This is a genomic window from Streptomyces sp. NBC_01013, from assembly GCF_045162765.1.
Lineage (GTDB): Bacteria > Actinomycetota > Actinomycetes > Streptomycetales > Streptomycetaceae > Streptomyces.
This window is the reverse complement of the sequence record NZ_CP108687.1, coordinates 5,853,059-5,868,495: the sequence shown is the minus strand read 5'-3', so window position 1 is coordinate 5,868,495 and position 15,437 is coordinate 5,853,059. Positions and strand designations below refer to the sequence as shown.

The 15,437-nt window shown below is 69.3% G+C and carries 14 protein-coding genes; 4 read left to right on the top strand and 10 right to left on the bottom strand.

What is annotated here, in order from left to right:
- Positions 1–128: 128 nt before the first annotated feature.
- Positions 129–725 (top strand): DUF4383 domain-containing protein, encoded by a 597-nt coding sequence (locus tag OG538_RS25515; protein WP_406097333.1) that lies wholly within the window; start codon positions 129–131, stop codon positions 723–725.
- Positions 726–734: 9 nt separating this feature from the next.
- On the top strand, positions 735–950 hold the full coding sequence (locus OG538_RS25510) for a zinc ribbon domain-containing protein (protein ID WP_406097331.1): 216 nt from the start codon (positions 735–737) through the stop codon (positions 948–950).
- Between the two features lie 42 nt (positions 951–992).
- Here OG538_RS25510 and OG538_RS25505 read toward each other — a convergent pair whose 3' ends face one another.
- The 4 genes from OG538_RS25505 to OG538_RS25490 all read right to left on the bottom strand — a co-directional run bounded on the left by OG538_RS25505 (position 993) and on the right by OG538_RS25490 (position 6,456).
- Positions 993–1,652 carry an O-methyltransferase gene (locus tag OG538_RS25505; RefSeq protein WP_406097329.1) on the bottom strand — a complete coding sequence of 220 codons (660 nt, stop codon included), beginning with the start codon at positions 1,650–1,652 and terminating at the stop codon, positions 993–995.
- Between the two features lie 138 nt (positions 1,653–1,790).
- Complete coding sequence (locus tag OG538_RS25500; RefSeq protein ID WP_406097327.1) at positions 1,791–2,624, bottom strand: HAD family hydrolase; 834 nt, start codon at positions 2,622–2,624, stop codon at positions 1,791–1,793.
- A complete protein-coding gene (locus OG538_RS25495; RefSeq protein WP_406097325.1) occupies positions 2,621–5,179 on the bottom strand; it encodes a phosphoribosyltransferase in 2,559 nt (852 codons plus the stop codon). Before OG538_RS25495 ends, OG538_RS25500 begins: the two co-directional genes overlap by 4 nt.
- A gap of 113 nt (positions 5,180–5,292) precedes the next feature.
- A complete protein-coding gene (locus OG538_RS25490) occupies positions 5,293–6,456 on the bottom strand; it encodes an HpcH/HpaI aldolase/citrate lyase family protein (RefSeq protein WP_406097323.1) in 1,164 nt (387 codons plus the stop codon).
- A 220-nt stretch (positions 6,457–6,676) separates the two neighbouring features.
- Between OG538_RS25490 and OG538_RS25485 the strand changes: the two genes are divergently transcribed.
- Positions 6,677–7,510, top strand: coding sequence for a TerD family protein (locus OG538_RS25485; protein WP_406097321.1), 834 nt, complete (start codon positions 6,677–6,679; stop codon positions 7,508–7,510).
- 19 nt (positions 7,511–7,529) lie between these two features.
- Here the strand turns inward: OG538_RS25485 and OG538_RS25480 are convergent, their stop codons facing one another.
- The 6 genes from OG538_RS25480 to OG538_RS25455 form a co-directional block, all read right to left on the bottom strand.
- Positions 7,530–8,264: a Tellurium resistance gene (locus OG538_RS25480; protein WP_406097320.1), complete on the bottom strand. Its 735-nt coding sequence runs from the start codon at positions 8,262–8,264 to the stop codon at positions 7,530–7,532.
- Between the two features lie 153 nt (positions 8,265–8,417).
- Positions 8,418–9,551, bottom strand: coding sequence for a DUF475 domain-containing protein (locus OG538_RS25475; protein ID WP_406097318.1), 1,134 nt, complete (start codon positions 9,549–9,551; stop codon positions 8,418–8,420).
- 70 nt (positions 9,552–9,621) lie between these two features.
- Positions 9,622–10,197 carry a TerD family protein gene (locus tag OG538_RS25470; protein WP_148017459.1) on the bottom strand — a complete coding sequence of 192 codons (576 nt, stop codon included), beginning with the start codon at positions 10,195–10,197 and terminating at the stop codon, positions 9,622–9,624.
- A 150-nt stretch (positions 10,198–10,347) separates the two neighbouring features.
- Positions 10,348–10,923 (bottom strand): TerD family protein, encoded by a 576-nt coding sequence (locus tag OG538_RS25465; RefSeq protein WP_219572022.1) that lies wholly within the window; start codon positions 10,921–10,923, stop codon positions 10,348–10,350.
- Between the two features lie 150 nt (positions 10,924–11,073).
- Entirely contained in the window at positions 11,074–11,532 is a 459-nt protein-coding gene (locus OG538_RS25460) for a peroxiredoxin (protein WP_406097315.1), read from the bottom strand.
- Between the two features lie 184 nt (positions 11,533–11,716).
- Positions 11,717–12,154 carry a DUF3052 domain-containing protein gene (locus OG538_RS25455; protein WP_148017457.1) on the bottom strand — a complete coding sequence of 146 codons (438 nt, stop codon included), beginning with the start codon at positions 12,152–12,154 and terminating at the stop codon, positions 11,717–11,719.
- Positions 12,155–12,670: 516 nt separating this feature from the next.
- Here OG538_RS25455 and aceE point away from each other — a divergent pair.
- On the top strand, positions 12,671–15,403 hold the full coding sequence (aceE, locus tag OG538_RS25450; protein WP_406097313.1) for a pyruvate dehydrogenase (acetyl-transferring), homodimeric type: 2,733 nt from the start codon (positions 12,671–12,673) through the stop codon (positions 15,401–15,403).
- Positions 15,404–15,437: the final 34 nt, after the last annotated feature.

The window sequence follows — 15,437 nt, the reverse complement described above, 5'->3', positions numbered from 1 at the left end:
CCCCGGCGGCCGGGGCCGGTCGCGCGGGCGTCCCGGGCCCGGACCTGGGCCGTTGCGCTCGCGGCCGGGCGCCTGACGTGCGGCGGGACCGTCCCCGCGTGATCCTGGTAGTACGTGAAGGAGGCCCCATGGCCACGCATGTACTGCGCCCCGCTCGGCGTCCCGCCCATCGCAAGGCCGCGCTGCTCGATGAGCAGCTGCCTGTGGACCACCGGCTCAGCCGCGTCTACCGGATCGGCGCCGGGGTGATGGGGCTGGTGCTGCTCGCCTTCGGGATCCTCGGACTGATCGACAAGATCGGCTTCTTCGACACCGGCGGCGACACCGTCGCCGGTCTGAGCACCAACGGCGCGCTCAGCGTCCTCTCGATCTGCGTCGGTCTGCTGCTCTTCATCGGGATGGTCATCGGCGGCAACTTCGCTTCGACGCTCAACATGGTCCTGGGCATCGCCTTCATCCTCAGCGGTTTCGTCAATCTCGCCCTGCTGGACACCGGGCTCAACTTCCTCGCCTTCGAGATCCAGAACGTGCTCTTCAGCTTCGCGGTCGGCGTGATGCTGATGATGTTCGGGATGTACGGACGCGTCAGCGGCGGACTCCCCCACGACAACCCCTACTGGCGGGCCCGCCACCCCGAGGAGGCCGAGCGGGAGCAGCGGCAGACGCGGCGGCGTGAGGTCGGGGAGATGCCGGTCGTCCGGGACGTCGGGGCGCCCGGCCGATAGCCTGGTGGCATGCCTCGTTACGAGTACCGCTGCCGCTCCTGCGGAGACACCTTCGAGCTCAGCCGTCCGATGGCCGAGTCCTCGGCCCCCGCCTCCTGCCCCGCCGGGCACGAGGACACCGTGAAGCTTCTCTCCGCCGTCGCCGTGGGGGGATCGGCCGGTTCCGCGCCCGCTCCCTCGGCGGGTGGTGGCGGGGGCTGCTGCGGTGGGGGATGCTGCGGCTGAGCCGTCCGGCCCCGACAGCCCCGGCCGCTGTCCCCGCTCCGGCTACCGCTTGCGCGAGAGCGTCAGTCCGTCCGACACCGTGAGCATCACGCTGTCCATGCGCGGGTCGGCGGAGACGTGGTTGTTGAATTCCTGGATGGCCGCCGCCGCTCCGGCCGCCCGCGGGTCCGTCACGCCGCCGTGGAAGAGGACGTTGTCCGTGGTGATGACGCCTCCCTGGCGCATCCGGGGCACCAGTTCCTCCCAGTACGCGATGTAGTTCCCCTTGTCCGCGTCCAGGTAGGCGAAGTCGATGTGCGGCTCCGCGGGCATGGCCCGCAGTGTGTCGAGGGCCGGGGCGATCCGCAGCTCGATCCGGTCCGCGACGCCCGCCTTCGCCCAGGCCTCACGGCCGTAGGCGGTCCACTCCTCCGAGATGTCGCACGCGATCAGCCGGCCGCCGGCCGGCAGCGCCTGGGCCATCGCCAGGGCGGAGAACCCGGTGAAGGTGCCGACCTCAACGATGTGCCGGGCGCCGGTCAGCCGTACGAGGAAGGCGAGCAGGGGGCCCTGTTCCTCGGCCGACTGCATGCCGGCGTGGTCGGGCAGCCTGGCGTACGTGGTCTCCACGAGTTCGCGCTGCACCGCGTCCAGCGGCGGATTGTGGGCCAGCATGTACGCGTACAACTCGTCGGTGATCTTGGTTTCGTTGCCCTTGGTCATCGCACCACTCCCCGCTCGCCCGAGTGCTCCGCCGTCGGGCGGGAACGCGGTGACTTTAGTCGCCGGGCGGGTCCGGTTCGAGCGATTACGGCGGCGCGTCGAGGGCCGGCCCGCGGTGATCGCGGGCCGGCCCTCGGCTCAGGCCCCTCGGTGCTGCCCCGACGCATCGAGGAAGCGTCGCAGGATCTCCTCGCCCGCCGCCACGCCGCTCCCGGCGGTCGCCTCCACGTGCGGGGCGCTCCAGCCGGCGTCGGCCAGTTCGCCGTGGCCGGGGCGCCAGCCGCGGTCGGCGGCGAGCAGCAGGTCGGCGTCGAGGAGGGAGTCGCCCGCGGCCAGCGTGAGCGTGGCTCCGGTGCGGCGGGCGACCTCGCGCATGGCCGCGCTCTTGGTGAGCGGGCGCGGTACGACGTAGATCTTGCGGCCCTGGAGCGAAACGGTCCAGCCGCGCGGCTCCGCCCACGCGGCGAGCTCCTTCGTCCAGTCCGCGGGCAGAAGGGGCCGGTCGACGACGAGGTAGGCGAAGAGGTCCTCGGCGACCCGTTCCTTGAGCAGCCAGGCGGGGTCGGAGGCGGAGACGAGGTGGGTGCGGATCTCTTCCAGCGAGGCGCACTCCTCGGCGAGCCGGCCGGCCACAGTGCGTTGCCAGTCCCGGTCGGACACGCCGTTCACCAGGATGTGTCCGCCGTTGGCACAGATCGCGAACTCGGCTGCGGCGCCCGGGAGATGGATGCGGTGGTACTGCTCGCGGGTGCGGGTCGTCGTCGGCACGAAGACCGTGGACGGGGAACGGGTCAGCGCGTCGAGCAGGGTCGCGGCCGCCTCCGTGACGTACGAGAGGGGCTTCTTGTCGTACACCTCGACACAGAGCAGGCGGGGGGCCTCCGCGTCCGGCATCGGGAGCTGGAGGGCGGCAGCGGAGTAGATGAGGGTGCGGTCGAGGTCGCTCGCGACCAGCGTCAGAGGGGGAGTCACTTCGACTCCACCGCCCTGCCGTCTGCCCCGGTGGCCCCGCGCGTGTACTTCGGGTGGATCAATCCGACGCAGGTGTACGGGAGTTCGTCGACCTCCTCGACGGGCACGCCGCGCTGCTGTGCCAGCAGCCTGATGTGTTCCAGGTCGGCGCCCGCGCCGCGCTTGGCGAGGATCTTCCACGGGACGCGGCGCAGCAGGACGCGGGTGGTCTCGCCTACGCCGGGTTTGACGAGGTTCACGTCATGGATGCCGTACTCCTCGCTGATCCGTTCGACCGCGGCCCAGCCCTCCCAGGTCGGGGCACGGTCGGCGGTGAGCAGCTCCTTGACCTCGGCGTCCACGGCTGGGGCGGCCTCACCGAAGCGGTCGGTGACGGTGTCGAGGAAGTGGCCGGAGACATCCGACCCGGCGAGCTCCCGGTAGAACTTCGCGCCGTGGAAGTCGTCGGGCCCGACGAGGTCGGAGCGCAGGACGGTACGCGAAATCAGTCCGGACACGGTGGAGTTGAGGCAGGCGGACGGGATGAGGAAGTCCTCGCGGGTGCCGTACGTACGGACGCAGCCGCCCGGGTCGGCAAGGACCGCGATCTCGGGGTTGAAGCCCTGGATGCCCTCGGACTCCTCGAACTCGGCGATCGCGGCGGCCAGTTCGCGGGTGATGGCGCCCTTGCCGGTCCAGCCGTCGACGAAGACGACATCGGCCGGGTCGTGGTGTGCGGCCAGCCAGCGCAGGGCGTTGGCGTCGATGCCGCGGCCGCGCACGATCGAGACGGCGTAGTGGGGCAGCTCCGCGCCGTGCCGGAGGCGGGCCCAGCGGCGCATCAGTACGCCGACGGGGGTGCCGGCGCGCGCCAGCGAGACGAGCACCGGGCGGGGGCCGCGCTCGGCGAGGACCGTCTCGGTGACCGTGCCGACGGCGCGGGCGATGCGGGCGGCCGAGAGGTCCAGGGCCGCCTTGAACAGGTCCTGGTACTCCTCGGACGGCTGGTACTCGACCGGCAGGGATTCGGCGTAGTGCGCGCCACCGCTCTGTATCGCCTCCTCGCGCTCCTCGGTGGGCGCCTCCAGCTGGGTGTCCGACAGGTCCTGGAGCAGCCAGCCGACCTCGTCGGGCGCGTAGGAGGAGAAGGCGGGGCCGCGGAGGGGCTCGGGCAGCATGGAGGGCTCTTCCTGCCGTTGGGGGACGTACGACGGTGACGGCTCGGCGGCGGTGGCCCCGGGCGGTACGTACGAGGGGACGACCGCCAGCAGGACGTGGGCGGTGTGCGGGGTGAGCTGCTGCACCAGGCCGCGGTGGTCGTGCAGCGCGCGGGTGTCGGCGGTGGAGTCGACGACGAGGACCACGGCGTCGAAGTCGCCGCCTGCGACGTTGTACGCGTAGCGGTCGCCGGGGCCGTCCGCCGGGGCGTCGTGGGCGGGGAAGACCAGGCGGGTACGTATCGCATAGCCCGGGTCGTCCACGGCGAGGACCGGGGAGCGGGTCGTCGTGGAGTAGCGGACCTCGGCGTCGATGCGCTCCTCCAGGGCGGCGCCCAGGCGCAGGGGGGCGTACATCAGCTCCTCGAAACCGAGGACCAGCACCCGGCGCGGGCGCTCGCCCAGCGCCTGCGCGATGCGCTCCGCCATGGCGGGGAGAGCGGGTTCCAGAAGTGCGCGGTGTGCGGGGGTGAAGCCGTGCCGGCCGCCGTCGGGCACTGCGGCGGGCCATTGGAGGTCGATCCGGGTGCAGGGACGGGGGAGGTCGCGCGGTGGCCGGGGCGCTTCCCCCGGCCACCCCACCGGCGGCTGGGCCGCCTGCTGCGCCGCCTCCTGCTCGGCGACCAGCTTCTGCCCGCTCTCCAGAATTCCTTCCGGGAGGCGGACCGTGCCCGTGTTCCGTGCCACCAGGTCGACGCGGGCACCGATCTCCTCGGCGAACTCCGCGAGCCGTCCGCGGTCGGCCGGTGAGCGCATGTCGACCAGGGCCACGATGACGTACCGCTTGCGGGGGTAGCGCTCGTGCAGGGCCCGGATGGTGTTGAGAACGGTGTTGCCGGTGGAGAACTCGTCATCCACGAGCACCAGGGTCGCGCCCTCGGGGCCTTCGTCGCCCGGGTCCCCCGCCAGCAGGTCCGGGTCCTCCGGGAGCAGCAGGTGCGAGGTGGCGTGGGAATGCGACTCCTCGAAGCCGCCCGCCTGCGCCACGCCCTCGACGGGGCGCCGCGTCGAGTGGAGGTAGGGCGCCGTTCCGAGCCCGTCGGCGACGGCATGACCGAGGCCCGTGGCCGTCTCCGCGTAGCCGAGCACCACCGCCTGCCGCGCCCCGGCCACGCCGAGCAGGTCGCGCACCCGGCGGCCGAGCTCGACGCCGGCCCCGTACACGACGGAGGGGCGTTGCGGCACGTGTTTGCCGAGCACGTTGGACACGAGCAGGTGTGCCCGCTTGGGGTTGCGCCGCAGGGCGAGGCCCAGCAGCTCACGGAGCTCCGCGTCGCCCACCAGCTCGACGCCCAGTCGCTCCGCGACCCAGCTACCCGACCACACCACGTTCGCCGTCCCTCTCCGTTGACCTGCCATGCGCCCGCTCAGGGAGCCGTCGCCTCTCGTGCACCCGCTCACCGGGCGCCGTGTCGTCCTCATGCGCGCCCGCTCACCGGGCCCTCCTTACGGAACCCGTTCGCCCGCACCGCTCATTCCGCGAGGCTCGCCGCCAGCAGGTCCACGAAGCCGACGTCCTCCTTGGCCACGCCGAAGACCTCGGCCCGCCGCAGTGTGCGTTCGGCCCAGGCGCGGTGCGGCTTCACTTCGTTCATCTTGTTCGTGTACGACGAGCGCAGCACCCCGCCGCCGTCACGCTCCGGCCGCAGGATGTCCTGCGCGTCGCTGAACTCCTCGTGGCTGACCACGGACAGCGCGTGCACTGGTGCGACGTGTGACGGGTGGATACAGGTCTTGCCGAGCAGGCCGTTGGCCCGGTCGAGCTCGATCTCCCGCAGCAGCCCGTCCAGGTCGTGCTCGATCAGGGCCGTGCGCAGTTCCTCCACCCGGCCCTCCAGGAAGGGACTGCGGCGCAGCTGTGGCTTGAACATGCGCTCCTGGAGCCTGAAGTACTCCCAGACGGGGCCGGTGATGGTGAAGCCCGTGCCGTCCGCCCGGCCCAGCACGTTGACGACGTCGGCGATGACGTCGCCGACGATCCGGACGTCGTAGGCCGTCATGTCGGGTGCGCGGCGGAGTCCGTACGCCGAGCAGAAGTCGGTGACGCCGAGCCTCAGCGCAAGCACCCGGTCGCGGTAGGTGTCGACGGTGCGGGCGATCTTGTGGAGGGACTCCTGGCGGGTTTCCAGGTGCAGCAGCTCGGGGGATTCGAGCACGGGCATGGCGAAGAGGCGTCGTCCGGCGGTGGACTCGGCCTTCCGGAGCGCTTCCATGAAGGGAACGCCCCGCTCTTGCGTGAACTTGGGTAGTACAAAACCAGACAACAACCGGACGCATTCGCCGAGCCGGCGCGCGAGGTCCGTGATCTGGCGCGGCTCGCGCACCCGGATGAAGAGCAGGGGCAGTTCAGCACCGCGTTCGGCGAGGTCGGCGAACTGCCTGACCAGGTTCTCCTCGGCGCCCGGCACCTCGGAGTCATCGATGGAATCCTCCAGGCACAGCACCATGGAGACGACCCCGCGGCGAGCCTGCTTGAGGACGTCCTCGGCAAGCCTGGGCCGGGTGGCGGGGCTGTAGAGCGTGGCGCCCAGGGCGGCCGCGAGGACGGGGGCCGGCGAGTCGGCGTCGAAGGAGCACGGTTCCCGGAAGAACAGATCGCCCCTCGCGGCCGGTGCGATATGCCCGAAATGACGCATGTGATTCCCCCCGTACTACCTGACCGACCGGACAACGTGTGGCCGGTAATAGTACGTACGGACCGGTGTCGACAGTTCCCTGCCCGCATGAATTCCGGGTAACTCGTCCATTTAGCGACGGTTACGAAGGGTGCGGAGGGACTCGTTCCGGCATGTGCGTGAGACACGGCCTGCGACCCCGCGTTGTCCGCACGGGCTGCCAGCAGGCAGGATGACCGGCATGACGCACGCGATGGTGAAGGGCTCGAACGTCCCCCTGGACGCCATGGCCGTACGGGCCGTGCTGCGCTGGACCCCGGGCGCCGGGGTCCCCGATGTGGACGCCTCGGCCCTGCTGCTCGGTTCGGGCGGCCGCGTGCGCTCCGACGAGGACTTCGTCTTCTACAACCAGCCCCGACACCCCTCCGGCCTGGTACGACGGCTGCCCAAGCGCAGCCTTCCCGAGGGCCTGACGGACACCATCGAGGCCGACCTGAACGCCCTCGACCCGTCGGTCGACCAGGTGGTCATCGCCGCGTCCTCCGACGGGGCCGCTTTCGAGCAGGTGCGCGATCTCTGCGTCCTGCTCTACGACGCCGCGGCGTCGGGGGGCGAACCGCTCGCCGTCTTCGACGTGCGTCCGGAAACGGGCCAGGAAACCGCGATCATCTGCGGCGAGCTGTACCGGCGCGGCGATGGCTGGAAATTCCGGGCCGTGGGACAGGGGTACCCGACCGGTCTCATCGGTCTCGCGACCGCGTTCGGCATCTCGGTGGACGAGTCGGAGGCCTCCGCCGAGCCCGGCCCTACGCCTCCGCCCGCTCCCGCGTTCCCTCCCGCACCGGCGCCCGGCCCCGACGCCCAGGCCACGGTCCAGCACCAGCAGCCCGCGTACGGCTATCCGCAGCCCGCTGCGGCCCCCGCGGCGCCCGCCCCGGGCTCTGCCTACGGCTACCCCCAGCCGGCCTCCACACAGCCCGCCTACGGCTACCCCCAGCCCGCGGCGGCGGCAGCGCACGCGCCCGACCCGAATTTCGTCCTGCCACCACAGGGGCCGCAGTTCATACGGCCGTGACCGCCGCGCCGGACACCTCTCACGCACGGGTCTTGTAGCCACGCCCCCACTGCATGCCGTACCCGTACAAGCGGTCCAGCTCCGACTGGAAGCCGTACACGAACTTCACCTCGCGCCGCACGATCAGTTCACCCTTCTGGTTCTCCACGGTGAACACGGCGCACGAGCGGGCCTGCGGGGCCCGTTCGTCCAGTTCGATCTCGATGCGCGGCCCGTTGCCCGGGTAGAGCGTCACCTTGGCGTGCGTACGGTCGAAGGCCGGGGTCTGGTCGTAGATGTAGACGAAGAACAGCATCCGCTTGATCTGGTCGCGCTGGTCGAGGTTGACGTAGACCGTCTCCCCGGACGGCGCCCCGAAGCGGTCGTCGCCGCTGAGCCTGATGTACGGCGGCCCGTTCAGATCGCCGATCAGATTGCCGAGCGGCTGCACCACGCCCTTGGTGCCGTCCGTCAGCTCGTACATGCACCCCAGGTCCAGGTCGACGTTGACGACACCCTGGGTGTGCGCCTGGACGACGTCGGGCTGGAAGAGCTTCAGCGGCCGCAGCAGCCGGCCGCTCTGCCGCGACCGGCCCTCGATGTCGGACGTGCGCATCCGCCAGGAGAGGTTGACCCGGAGATTGCCGGTCAGCGCGCCCTGCTTGGTCAGTGAGACCGTGGCGTGCCGTCTCGACAGCACGATGGAGTTGGTGGCCGCGCTGCCCGATTCGAACTGCGCTTCCCGCCCCGGCCACAGGTTGTTCCAGAACGCCATCCCCAACCCCCACACATGTCGGCCCCACCCGTCGCACGCGGCACGTGCGACGCACGCACCGCTGCGGGGCGGCTCCGGGCCGGCTCCGGGTGGTCCCCGGAGCCGTTGCCGTACGAGCCGCCCCGCAGAGAGCGTTCCTCATTCCCTACCGGGTCACACCCCGGCGGTGACTTCCGTACTGCCTTCGCCCCCGTCGGCCTCGATCGCCTTGTTGCGCCGGACCGAGGACCAGAAGGACCAGCCGATCAGGATGACGCCGACGGAACCGGTGATGAGCTCGTGGATCTCGTACTGGATCGTGACGAGCAGGATGACGGCCAGCGCGCCGATCGCGTAGTGCGCGCCGTGCTCCAGGTAGACGTAGTCGTCCAGGGTGCCCTGGCGGACCAGGTAGACCGTGAGCGAACGGACGTACATGGCGCCGATACCGAGGCCGAGGGCCATCAGCACGATCTCGTTGGTGATCGCGAAGGCGCCGATGACGCCGTCGAACGAGAAGGACGCGTCGAGCACTTCGAGGTAGAGGAACATGAAGAACGCGGCCTTGCCGGAGAGAGCCACCGCGGAGATCTTCTTGCCTGACCGCCTGGCCTCTTCCTCCTGCTCGTGCTCGCGTTCCTCCTCCTCTTCGAGCTTGTTCTCGAAGTAGCCGGAGAGGCCACCGACGATGAGGTACGTGATCAGACCCGCGATGCCCGCGAGCATGACCGTCTCGGCCTTGTCCGCGTGGCCGCCGCCGTGCTGGTGCGCCGAGCCGGCGAACGTCAGGGCCGAGATCAGCAGGACGATCAGCGCGATGCAGACCGACAGCATGTCGACCTTGCCGAGCTTGGCGAGGGGGCGCTCGATCCAGCGCAGCCACTGGATGTCACGTTCCTCGAAGATGAAGTCGAGGAAGATCATGAGCAGGAACATGCCACCGAAAGCGGCGATCGCCGGGTGAGCGTCGGTGACCAGTTCCTTGTAGCGGTCCGGGTCGTTGAAGGAGAGATCGATTGCTTCGATCGGTCCCAGCTTGGCGGTGATGGCCACGATCACGACGGGGAACACCAGCCGCATGCCGAAGACCGCGATGAGCACACCGACCGTGAGGAAGATCTTCTGCCAGAAGGCACTCATCTTCTTCAGGATTCCGGCGTTGATCACCGCATTGTCGAAGGACAGCGAGATCTCCAGGATGGAAAGGATCGCCACCACTCCGAAGGCTTCCCACCCCCCGTAGAACCACGCTGCGACCAGGCCGATCGCGGTAATCGCGAGCGACCAGCCGAAGGTTTTCAGAAGCACTGGCTACCCCATCATGTATGTAACGGGTCTCCCCCGAAGAGCACGGGGCTCCCCCGCGCCGTGCGCGGCTTTACGAAACGTTGACCCCGAAGTCTAGAGCGATGCCCCGCAGCCCCGACGCGTACCCCTGTCCTACTGCACGGAACTTCCACTCGCCGTTGTAGCGGTAGAGCTCACCGAAGATCATCGCGGTCTCCGTGGAGGCGTCCTCGCTGAGGTCGTAACGCGCGAGTTCCTGGCCGTCGGCCTGGTTCACCACCCGGATGAACGCATTGCTGACCTGACCGAACGTCTGCCCGCGATTGTCGGCCTCATGGATGGAGACCGGAAAAACGATCTTGTCGCAATGGGCCGGCACCTCATTGAGGTTCACGATGACCGACTCGTCGTCGCCTTCGCCCTCACCCGTGAGGTTGTCACCGGTGTGCTCGACGGAGCCGTCGGGGCTCGTGAGGTTGTTGTAGAACACGAACCATTCGTCGCCGAGCACCCGGCCCGACTGGCACAGCAGTGCGCTGGCGTCGAGGTCGAAGTCCGCCCCCGTCGTGGATCGTGCGTCCCAGCCGAGCCCGATGAGCACCTGGGTGAGATTGGGTGCGGCCTTGGAGAGGGAGACATTGCCTCCCTTGGCGAGCGTGACGCCCATGGTGTGTCCTCCCCGAGTCGATGAACCGTTGATGAACCGGTGGGTCCTTCTGCCGAGCGCGTCCGGCGCCGCACGGGGTGCGGCGCCGGACGGGACGTGCTGGTGCGGACCGGGGGCGCGCCTGCACGGGCGCGCCCCCGGAACTGCTGTCTAGACGTTGACGCCGAAGTCCTGCGCGATGCCGCGCAGCCCCGAGGCGTAGCCCTGACCGATGGCGCGGAACTTCCACTCCGCACCGTTGCGGTACAGCTCGCCGAAGACCATGGCGGTCTCCGTCGAGGCGTCCTCGCTGAGGTCGTAGCGCGCGAGCTCGGTGTTGTCCGCCTGGTTGACGACGCGGATGTACGCGTTGCGCACCTGGCCGAAGCTCTGCTGGCGGGACTCGGCCTCGTAGATCGAGACCGGGAAGACGATCTTGTCGACATCGGCCGGGACACCGGCCAGGTTCACCTTGATGACCTCGTCGTCGCCCTCGCCCTCACCGGTGAGGTTGTCACCGGTGTGCTCGACGGAACCGTCGGGGCTCTTGAGGTTGTTGAAGAAGACGAAGTTGCCGTCGTTGCCGACCTTGCCTTCGGCGTTCGTCAACAGGGCGCTGGCGTCGAGGTCGAAGTCTCCGCCGGTGGTGGTACGGGCGTCCCAGCCCAGACCCACGATGACCGCGGTCAGGTTGGGCGCGGCCTTGGTCAGCGAGACGTTGCCGCCCTTGCTGAGGCTGACTCCCACGAGTCCTCCCATTGGTTTCTTTGGGGGCCGGCCGGTGCCGGCGCCTCCACGTCGTGTTGGCATCCGATCAACGACTGGATCCTAGTGACCGGTTCCCGGCCAAAACAGGCTTTTGGCCTGGGGGCGTCCCGAGATCCACCCGATCCCGGATCAGAGGGCGCCGAGCGCCTTGATGTACTCGTTGAGGTCGCGCGCGTCGGGCAGGCCGTTGACGACCGTCCAGCGCACCACGCCCTCCTTGTCGATGATGAAGGTGCCGCGCACCGCGCATCCCTTGTCCTCGTCGAAGACGCCGTACGCACGCGAGGTCTCACCGTGCGGCCAGAAGTCCGAGACGAGCGGGTACTCGAGACCCTCCTGCTCGGCGAAGACGCGCAGGGTGTGGATGGAGTCGTTGGAGACGGCGATCAGCTGCGTGTCGTCGTTCTCGAAGGCGGGCAGCTCGTCGCGGAGCGCGCAGAGCTCACCCGTGCAGACGCCGGTGAAGGCGAACGGGTAGAACAGCAGCACCACGTTCTTCTCGCCGCGGAAGTCGGAGAGCTTCACGGTCCGGCCGTGGTTGTCCTTCAGCTCGAAATCCGGGGCCTTGGTGCCGACCTCGATCGCCATGAAAACGCGTCCCTTCGCTACGTCACCGGGCTGGGCTGTCCGGGTGACTCCCACCCTACGCAGAGGCGTCGGACGGCCGTGCGGCACCCGTGAAAGGTTCCTGCGGACGGGCGGGGCGGGCGGGAAACGTACGAAGGCCCCGGACGGCGCGATGCCGTCCGGGGCCTTCAGGGGCGAGTGCGGTTCAGCGTTTGGCCTTGGCCGCCTTCGGCGTGACCAGACGGCTGCCCGTCCAGTCCTTGCCCGCACTGATGCTCTTGGTCTGGGCGAGACCGGCTGTCTGGGCAGCCTCGTTGATGTCGCTCGGCTCGACGTATCCGTCACGGCCGGTCTTCGGCGTCATCAGCCAGACCGTACCGCCGTCCTCGAGCAGACCAATGGCATCCACCAGCGCGTCCGTAAGGTCGCCGTCCTCGTCGCGGAACCAGAGCAGGACGACGTCTGCGACGTCGTCGTACTCCTCATCGACGAGATCCTGGCCGGTAGTGGCCTCAATGCCCTCACGGAGCTCCAGCTCGACGTCGTCGTCGTAGCCGATCTCCTGGACCACCTGTCCGGGCTCGAACCCCAGGCGTGCTGCCGGGTTGGTCCGCTCCTCCGCGTGGTCCGCGGTCGCGCTCACGGGTTGCCTCCTGATCATGTTTCGGAAAATGCTTCAGCCACGCGCGTGCGCGGGGCGTTGGCCGTAGTCCACACGGGAGCGGCGGATCGCGCAAGTACCCAGCGTACGAGACCGCCTAAACGGTGACGTTCCCTGCCACGTCGCCGCCCTGTCGGCGGCCCCCTGCGGGAGCCGGCGCTGCCGTCCACACCCTTTACGTCCTTGAACAGCTTATGCGGTTTCGGTCCGGCAAACGGAGTCGAACAGCATTCGGGAACGTATGGACCCCTTGGGCGTATGGTTGCGGTTTGGCCCGACCCATCCTGCCCGATGCCTCCTGACCGGTCGGATACCCACTCCGGCGCGGCCCGTGCGTCCGTCCGGGACACGGCTTCGCAACACCGGTGGTTACCTCCCGGTAGAGATGACGTTTACGCCCTCGCGGTACACGATGGGATGGCGTACGCGCAGACACACCGGGGGGACGCCTCCCGTGACCAGGCCCCGTAGAGCAGCACCGAACAGCGAAGGAACAGCGTGGCTTCCGGATCCGATCGCAACCCGATCATCATTGGCGGCCTTCCGAGTCAGGTCCCGGATTTCGATCCCGAAGAGACCCAGGAATGGCTCGACTCCCTCGACGCCGCCGTCGACGAGCGGGGCCGTGAGCGGGCCCGCTACCTCATGCTCCGGCTCATCGAGCGCGCGCGCGAGAAGCGTGTCGCCGTGCCGGAGATGCGCAGCACGGACTACGTGAACACGATCGCCACGAAGGACGAGCCGTTCTTCCCCGGCGACGAGGAGATCGAGCGCAAGGTCCTCAACGCGACCCGCTGGAACGCGGCCGTGATGGTGTCCCGTGCGCAGCGTCCGGGGATCGGCGTGGGCGGTCACATCGCCACGTTCGCCTCCTCCGCCTCGTTGTACGACGTGGGTTTCAACCACTTCTTCCGCGGCAAGGACGACGGCCGGGGCGGTGACCAGATCTTCTTCCAGGGGCACGCCTCCCCCGGGATCTACGCCCGCGCCTTCCTGCTGGACCGGCTGAGCGAGACACAGCTCGACGCCTTCCGCCAGGAGAAGTCGAAGGCGCCGAACGGCCTGTCCAGCTATCCGCACCCGCGGCTGATGCCGGACTTCTGGGAGTTCCCGACCGTCTCGATGGGCCTCGGCCCGCTCGGCGCGATCTACCAGGCGCGGATGAACCGCTACATGGAGGCGCGCGGCATCGCCGACACCTCCGACTCGCACGTGTGGGCGTATCTCGGTGACGGCGAGATGGACGAGCCGGAGTCGCTCGGCCAGCTCTCCATCGCCGCCCGCGAGGGCCTGGACAACCTGACCTTCGTCGTCAACTGCAACCTGCAGCGCCTCGACGGCCCGGTGCGCGGCAACGGCAAGGTCATCCAGGAGCTGGAGTCGCAGTTCCGCGGCGCCGGGTGGAACGTCATCAAGCTGGTCTGGGACCGCTCCTGGGACCCGCTGCTGGCGCAGGACCGCACGGGCATCCTGGTCAACAAGCTGAACACGACGCCGGACGGCCAGTTCCAGACGTACGCCACCGAAACGGGTGCGTACATCCGTGAGCACTTCTTCGGTGACGACCCGCGGCTGCGCGACATGGTCAAGGACATGTCCGACCAGCAGATCCTGCACCTCGGGCGCGGCGGCCACGACCACAGGAAGGTCTACGCGGCGTACGCGGCGGCGAAGGCCCACAAGGGTCAGCCGACGGTGATCCTGGCGCAGACGGTCAAGGGCTGGACGCTGGGGCCGAACTTCGAGGGCCGCAACGCGACCCACCAGATGAAGAAGCTCACCGCCGAGGACCTCAAGCGCTTCCGGGACCGGCTGCACATCCCGATCGCGGACTCGCGGCTGGAGGACGGCAACCCGCCGTACTACCACCCGGGCCGCGACTCGGAGGAGATCCAGTACATGCACGACCGCCGCAAGGGCCTGGGCGGTTACGTCCCGACCCGTGTGGTACGGGCGAAGCCGCTGGTCCTGCCCGAGGACAAGACGTACGCGACCGCGAAGAAGGGGTCGGGCCAGCAGTCGATCGCCACCACCATGGCGTTCGTCCGCATCCTGAAGGACCTCATGCGGGACAAGGAGATCGGCAAGCGATTCGTGCTGATCGCGCCCGATGAGTACCGCACCTTCGGTATGGACGCGTTCTTCCCGAGCGCGAAGATCTACAACCCGCTGGGACAGCAGTACGAGTCGGTGGACCGCGATCTGCTGCTCGCGTACAAGGAGTCGCCGACCGGTCAGATGCTGCACGACGGCATCTCCGAGGCGGGCTGCACGGCCTCGCTGATCGCCGCGGGATCGGCGTACGCCACGCACGGCGAGCCGCTGATCCCGGTGTACGTCTTCTACTCGATGTTCGGTTTCCAGCGCACGGGTGACCAGTTCTGGCAGATGGCCGACCAGCTCGCACGCGGCTTCGTGCTGGGCGCGACCGCCGGCCGTACGACGCTGACGGGTGAGGGTCTCCAGCACGCGGACGGCCACTCACAGCTGCTCGCCTCGACGAACCCGGGCTGCGTCGCGTACGACCCGGCCTTCGGGTACGAGATCGCGCACATCGTCAAGGACGGTCTGCGCAGGATGTACGGCGAGAACAGTGAGGACGTCTTCTACTACCTCACCGTGTACAACGAGCCGATCCAGCACCCGGCCGAGCCCGCCGATGTGGACGTCGAGGGCATCCTGAAGGGCATCCACCGCTACAGCAGCGGCGAGAAGGGCGAGATCCCCGCCCAGATCATGGCGTCCGGCGTGGCGGTCCCCTGGGCGGTCGAGGCGCAGCGCATCCTCGCCGACGAGTGGAACGTGAAGGCGGACATCTGGTCGGCGACGTCCTGGAACGAGCTGCGGCGCGAGGCCGTGGACGTGGAGCGGTACAACCTGCTGCATCCGGAGGAGGAGCAGCGCGTCCCGTACGTGACGCGCAAGCTGTCCGGTGCCCAGGGGCCGTTCGTGGCGGTCTCGGACTGGATGCGGTCGGTGCCGGACCAGATCGCCCGCTGGGTGCCCGGCGCCTACCAGTCGCTGGGTGCGGACGGCTTCGGTTTCGCGGACACGCGCGGGGCGGCCCGCCGGTTCTTCCACATCGACGCGCAGTCGATCGTCCTCGCGGTGCTCACCGAGCTCGCGAAGGAGGGGAAGATCGACCGCTCGGCGCTGAAGACCGCGGTCGATCGTTACGAGCTGCTGGACGTGGCCTCGGCCGACCCCGGCGCGGCCGGCGGCGACGCGTAGGACCGAAGCGCACGGCCGCGGGGCGGCGGGAGCC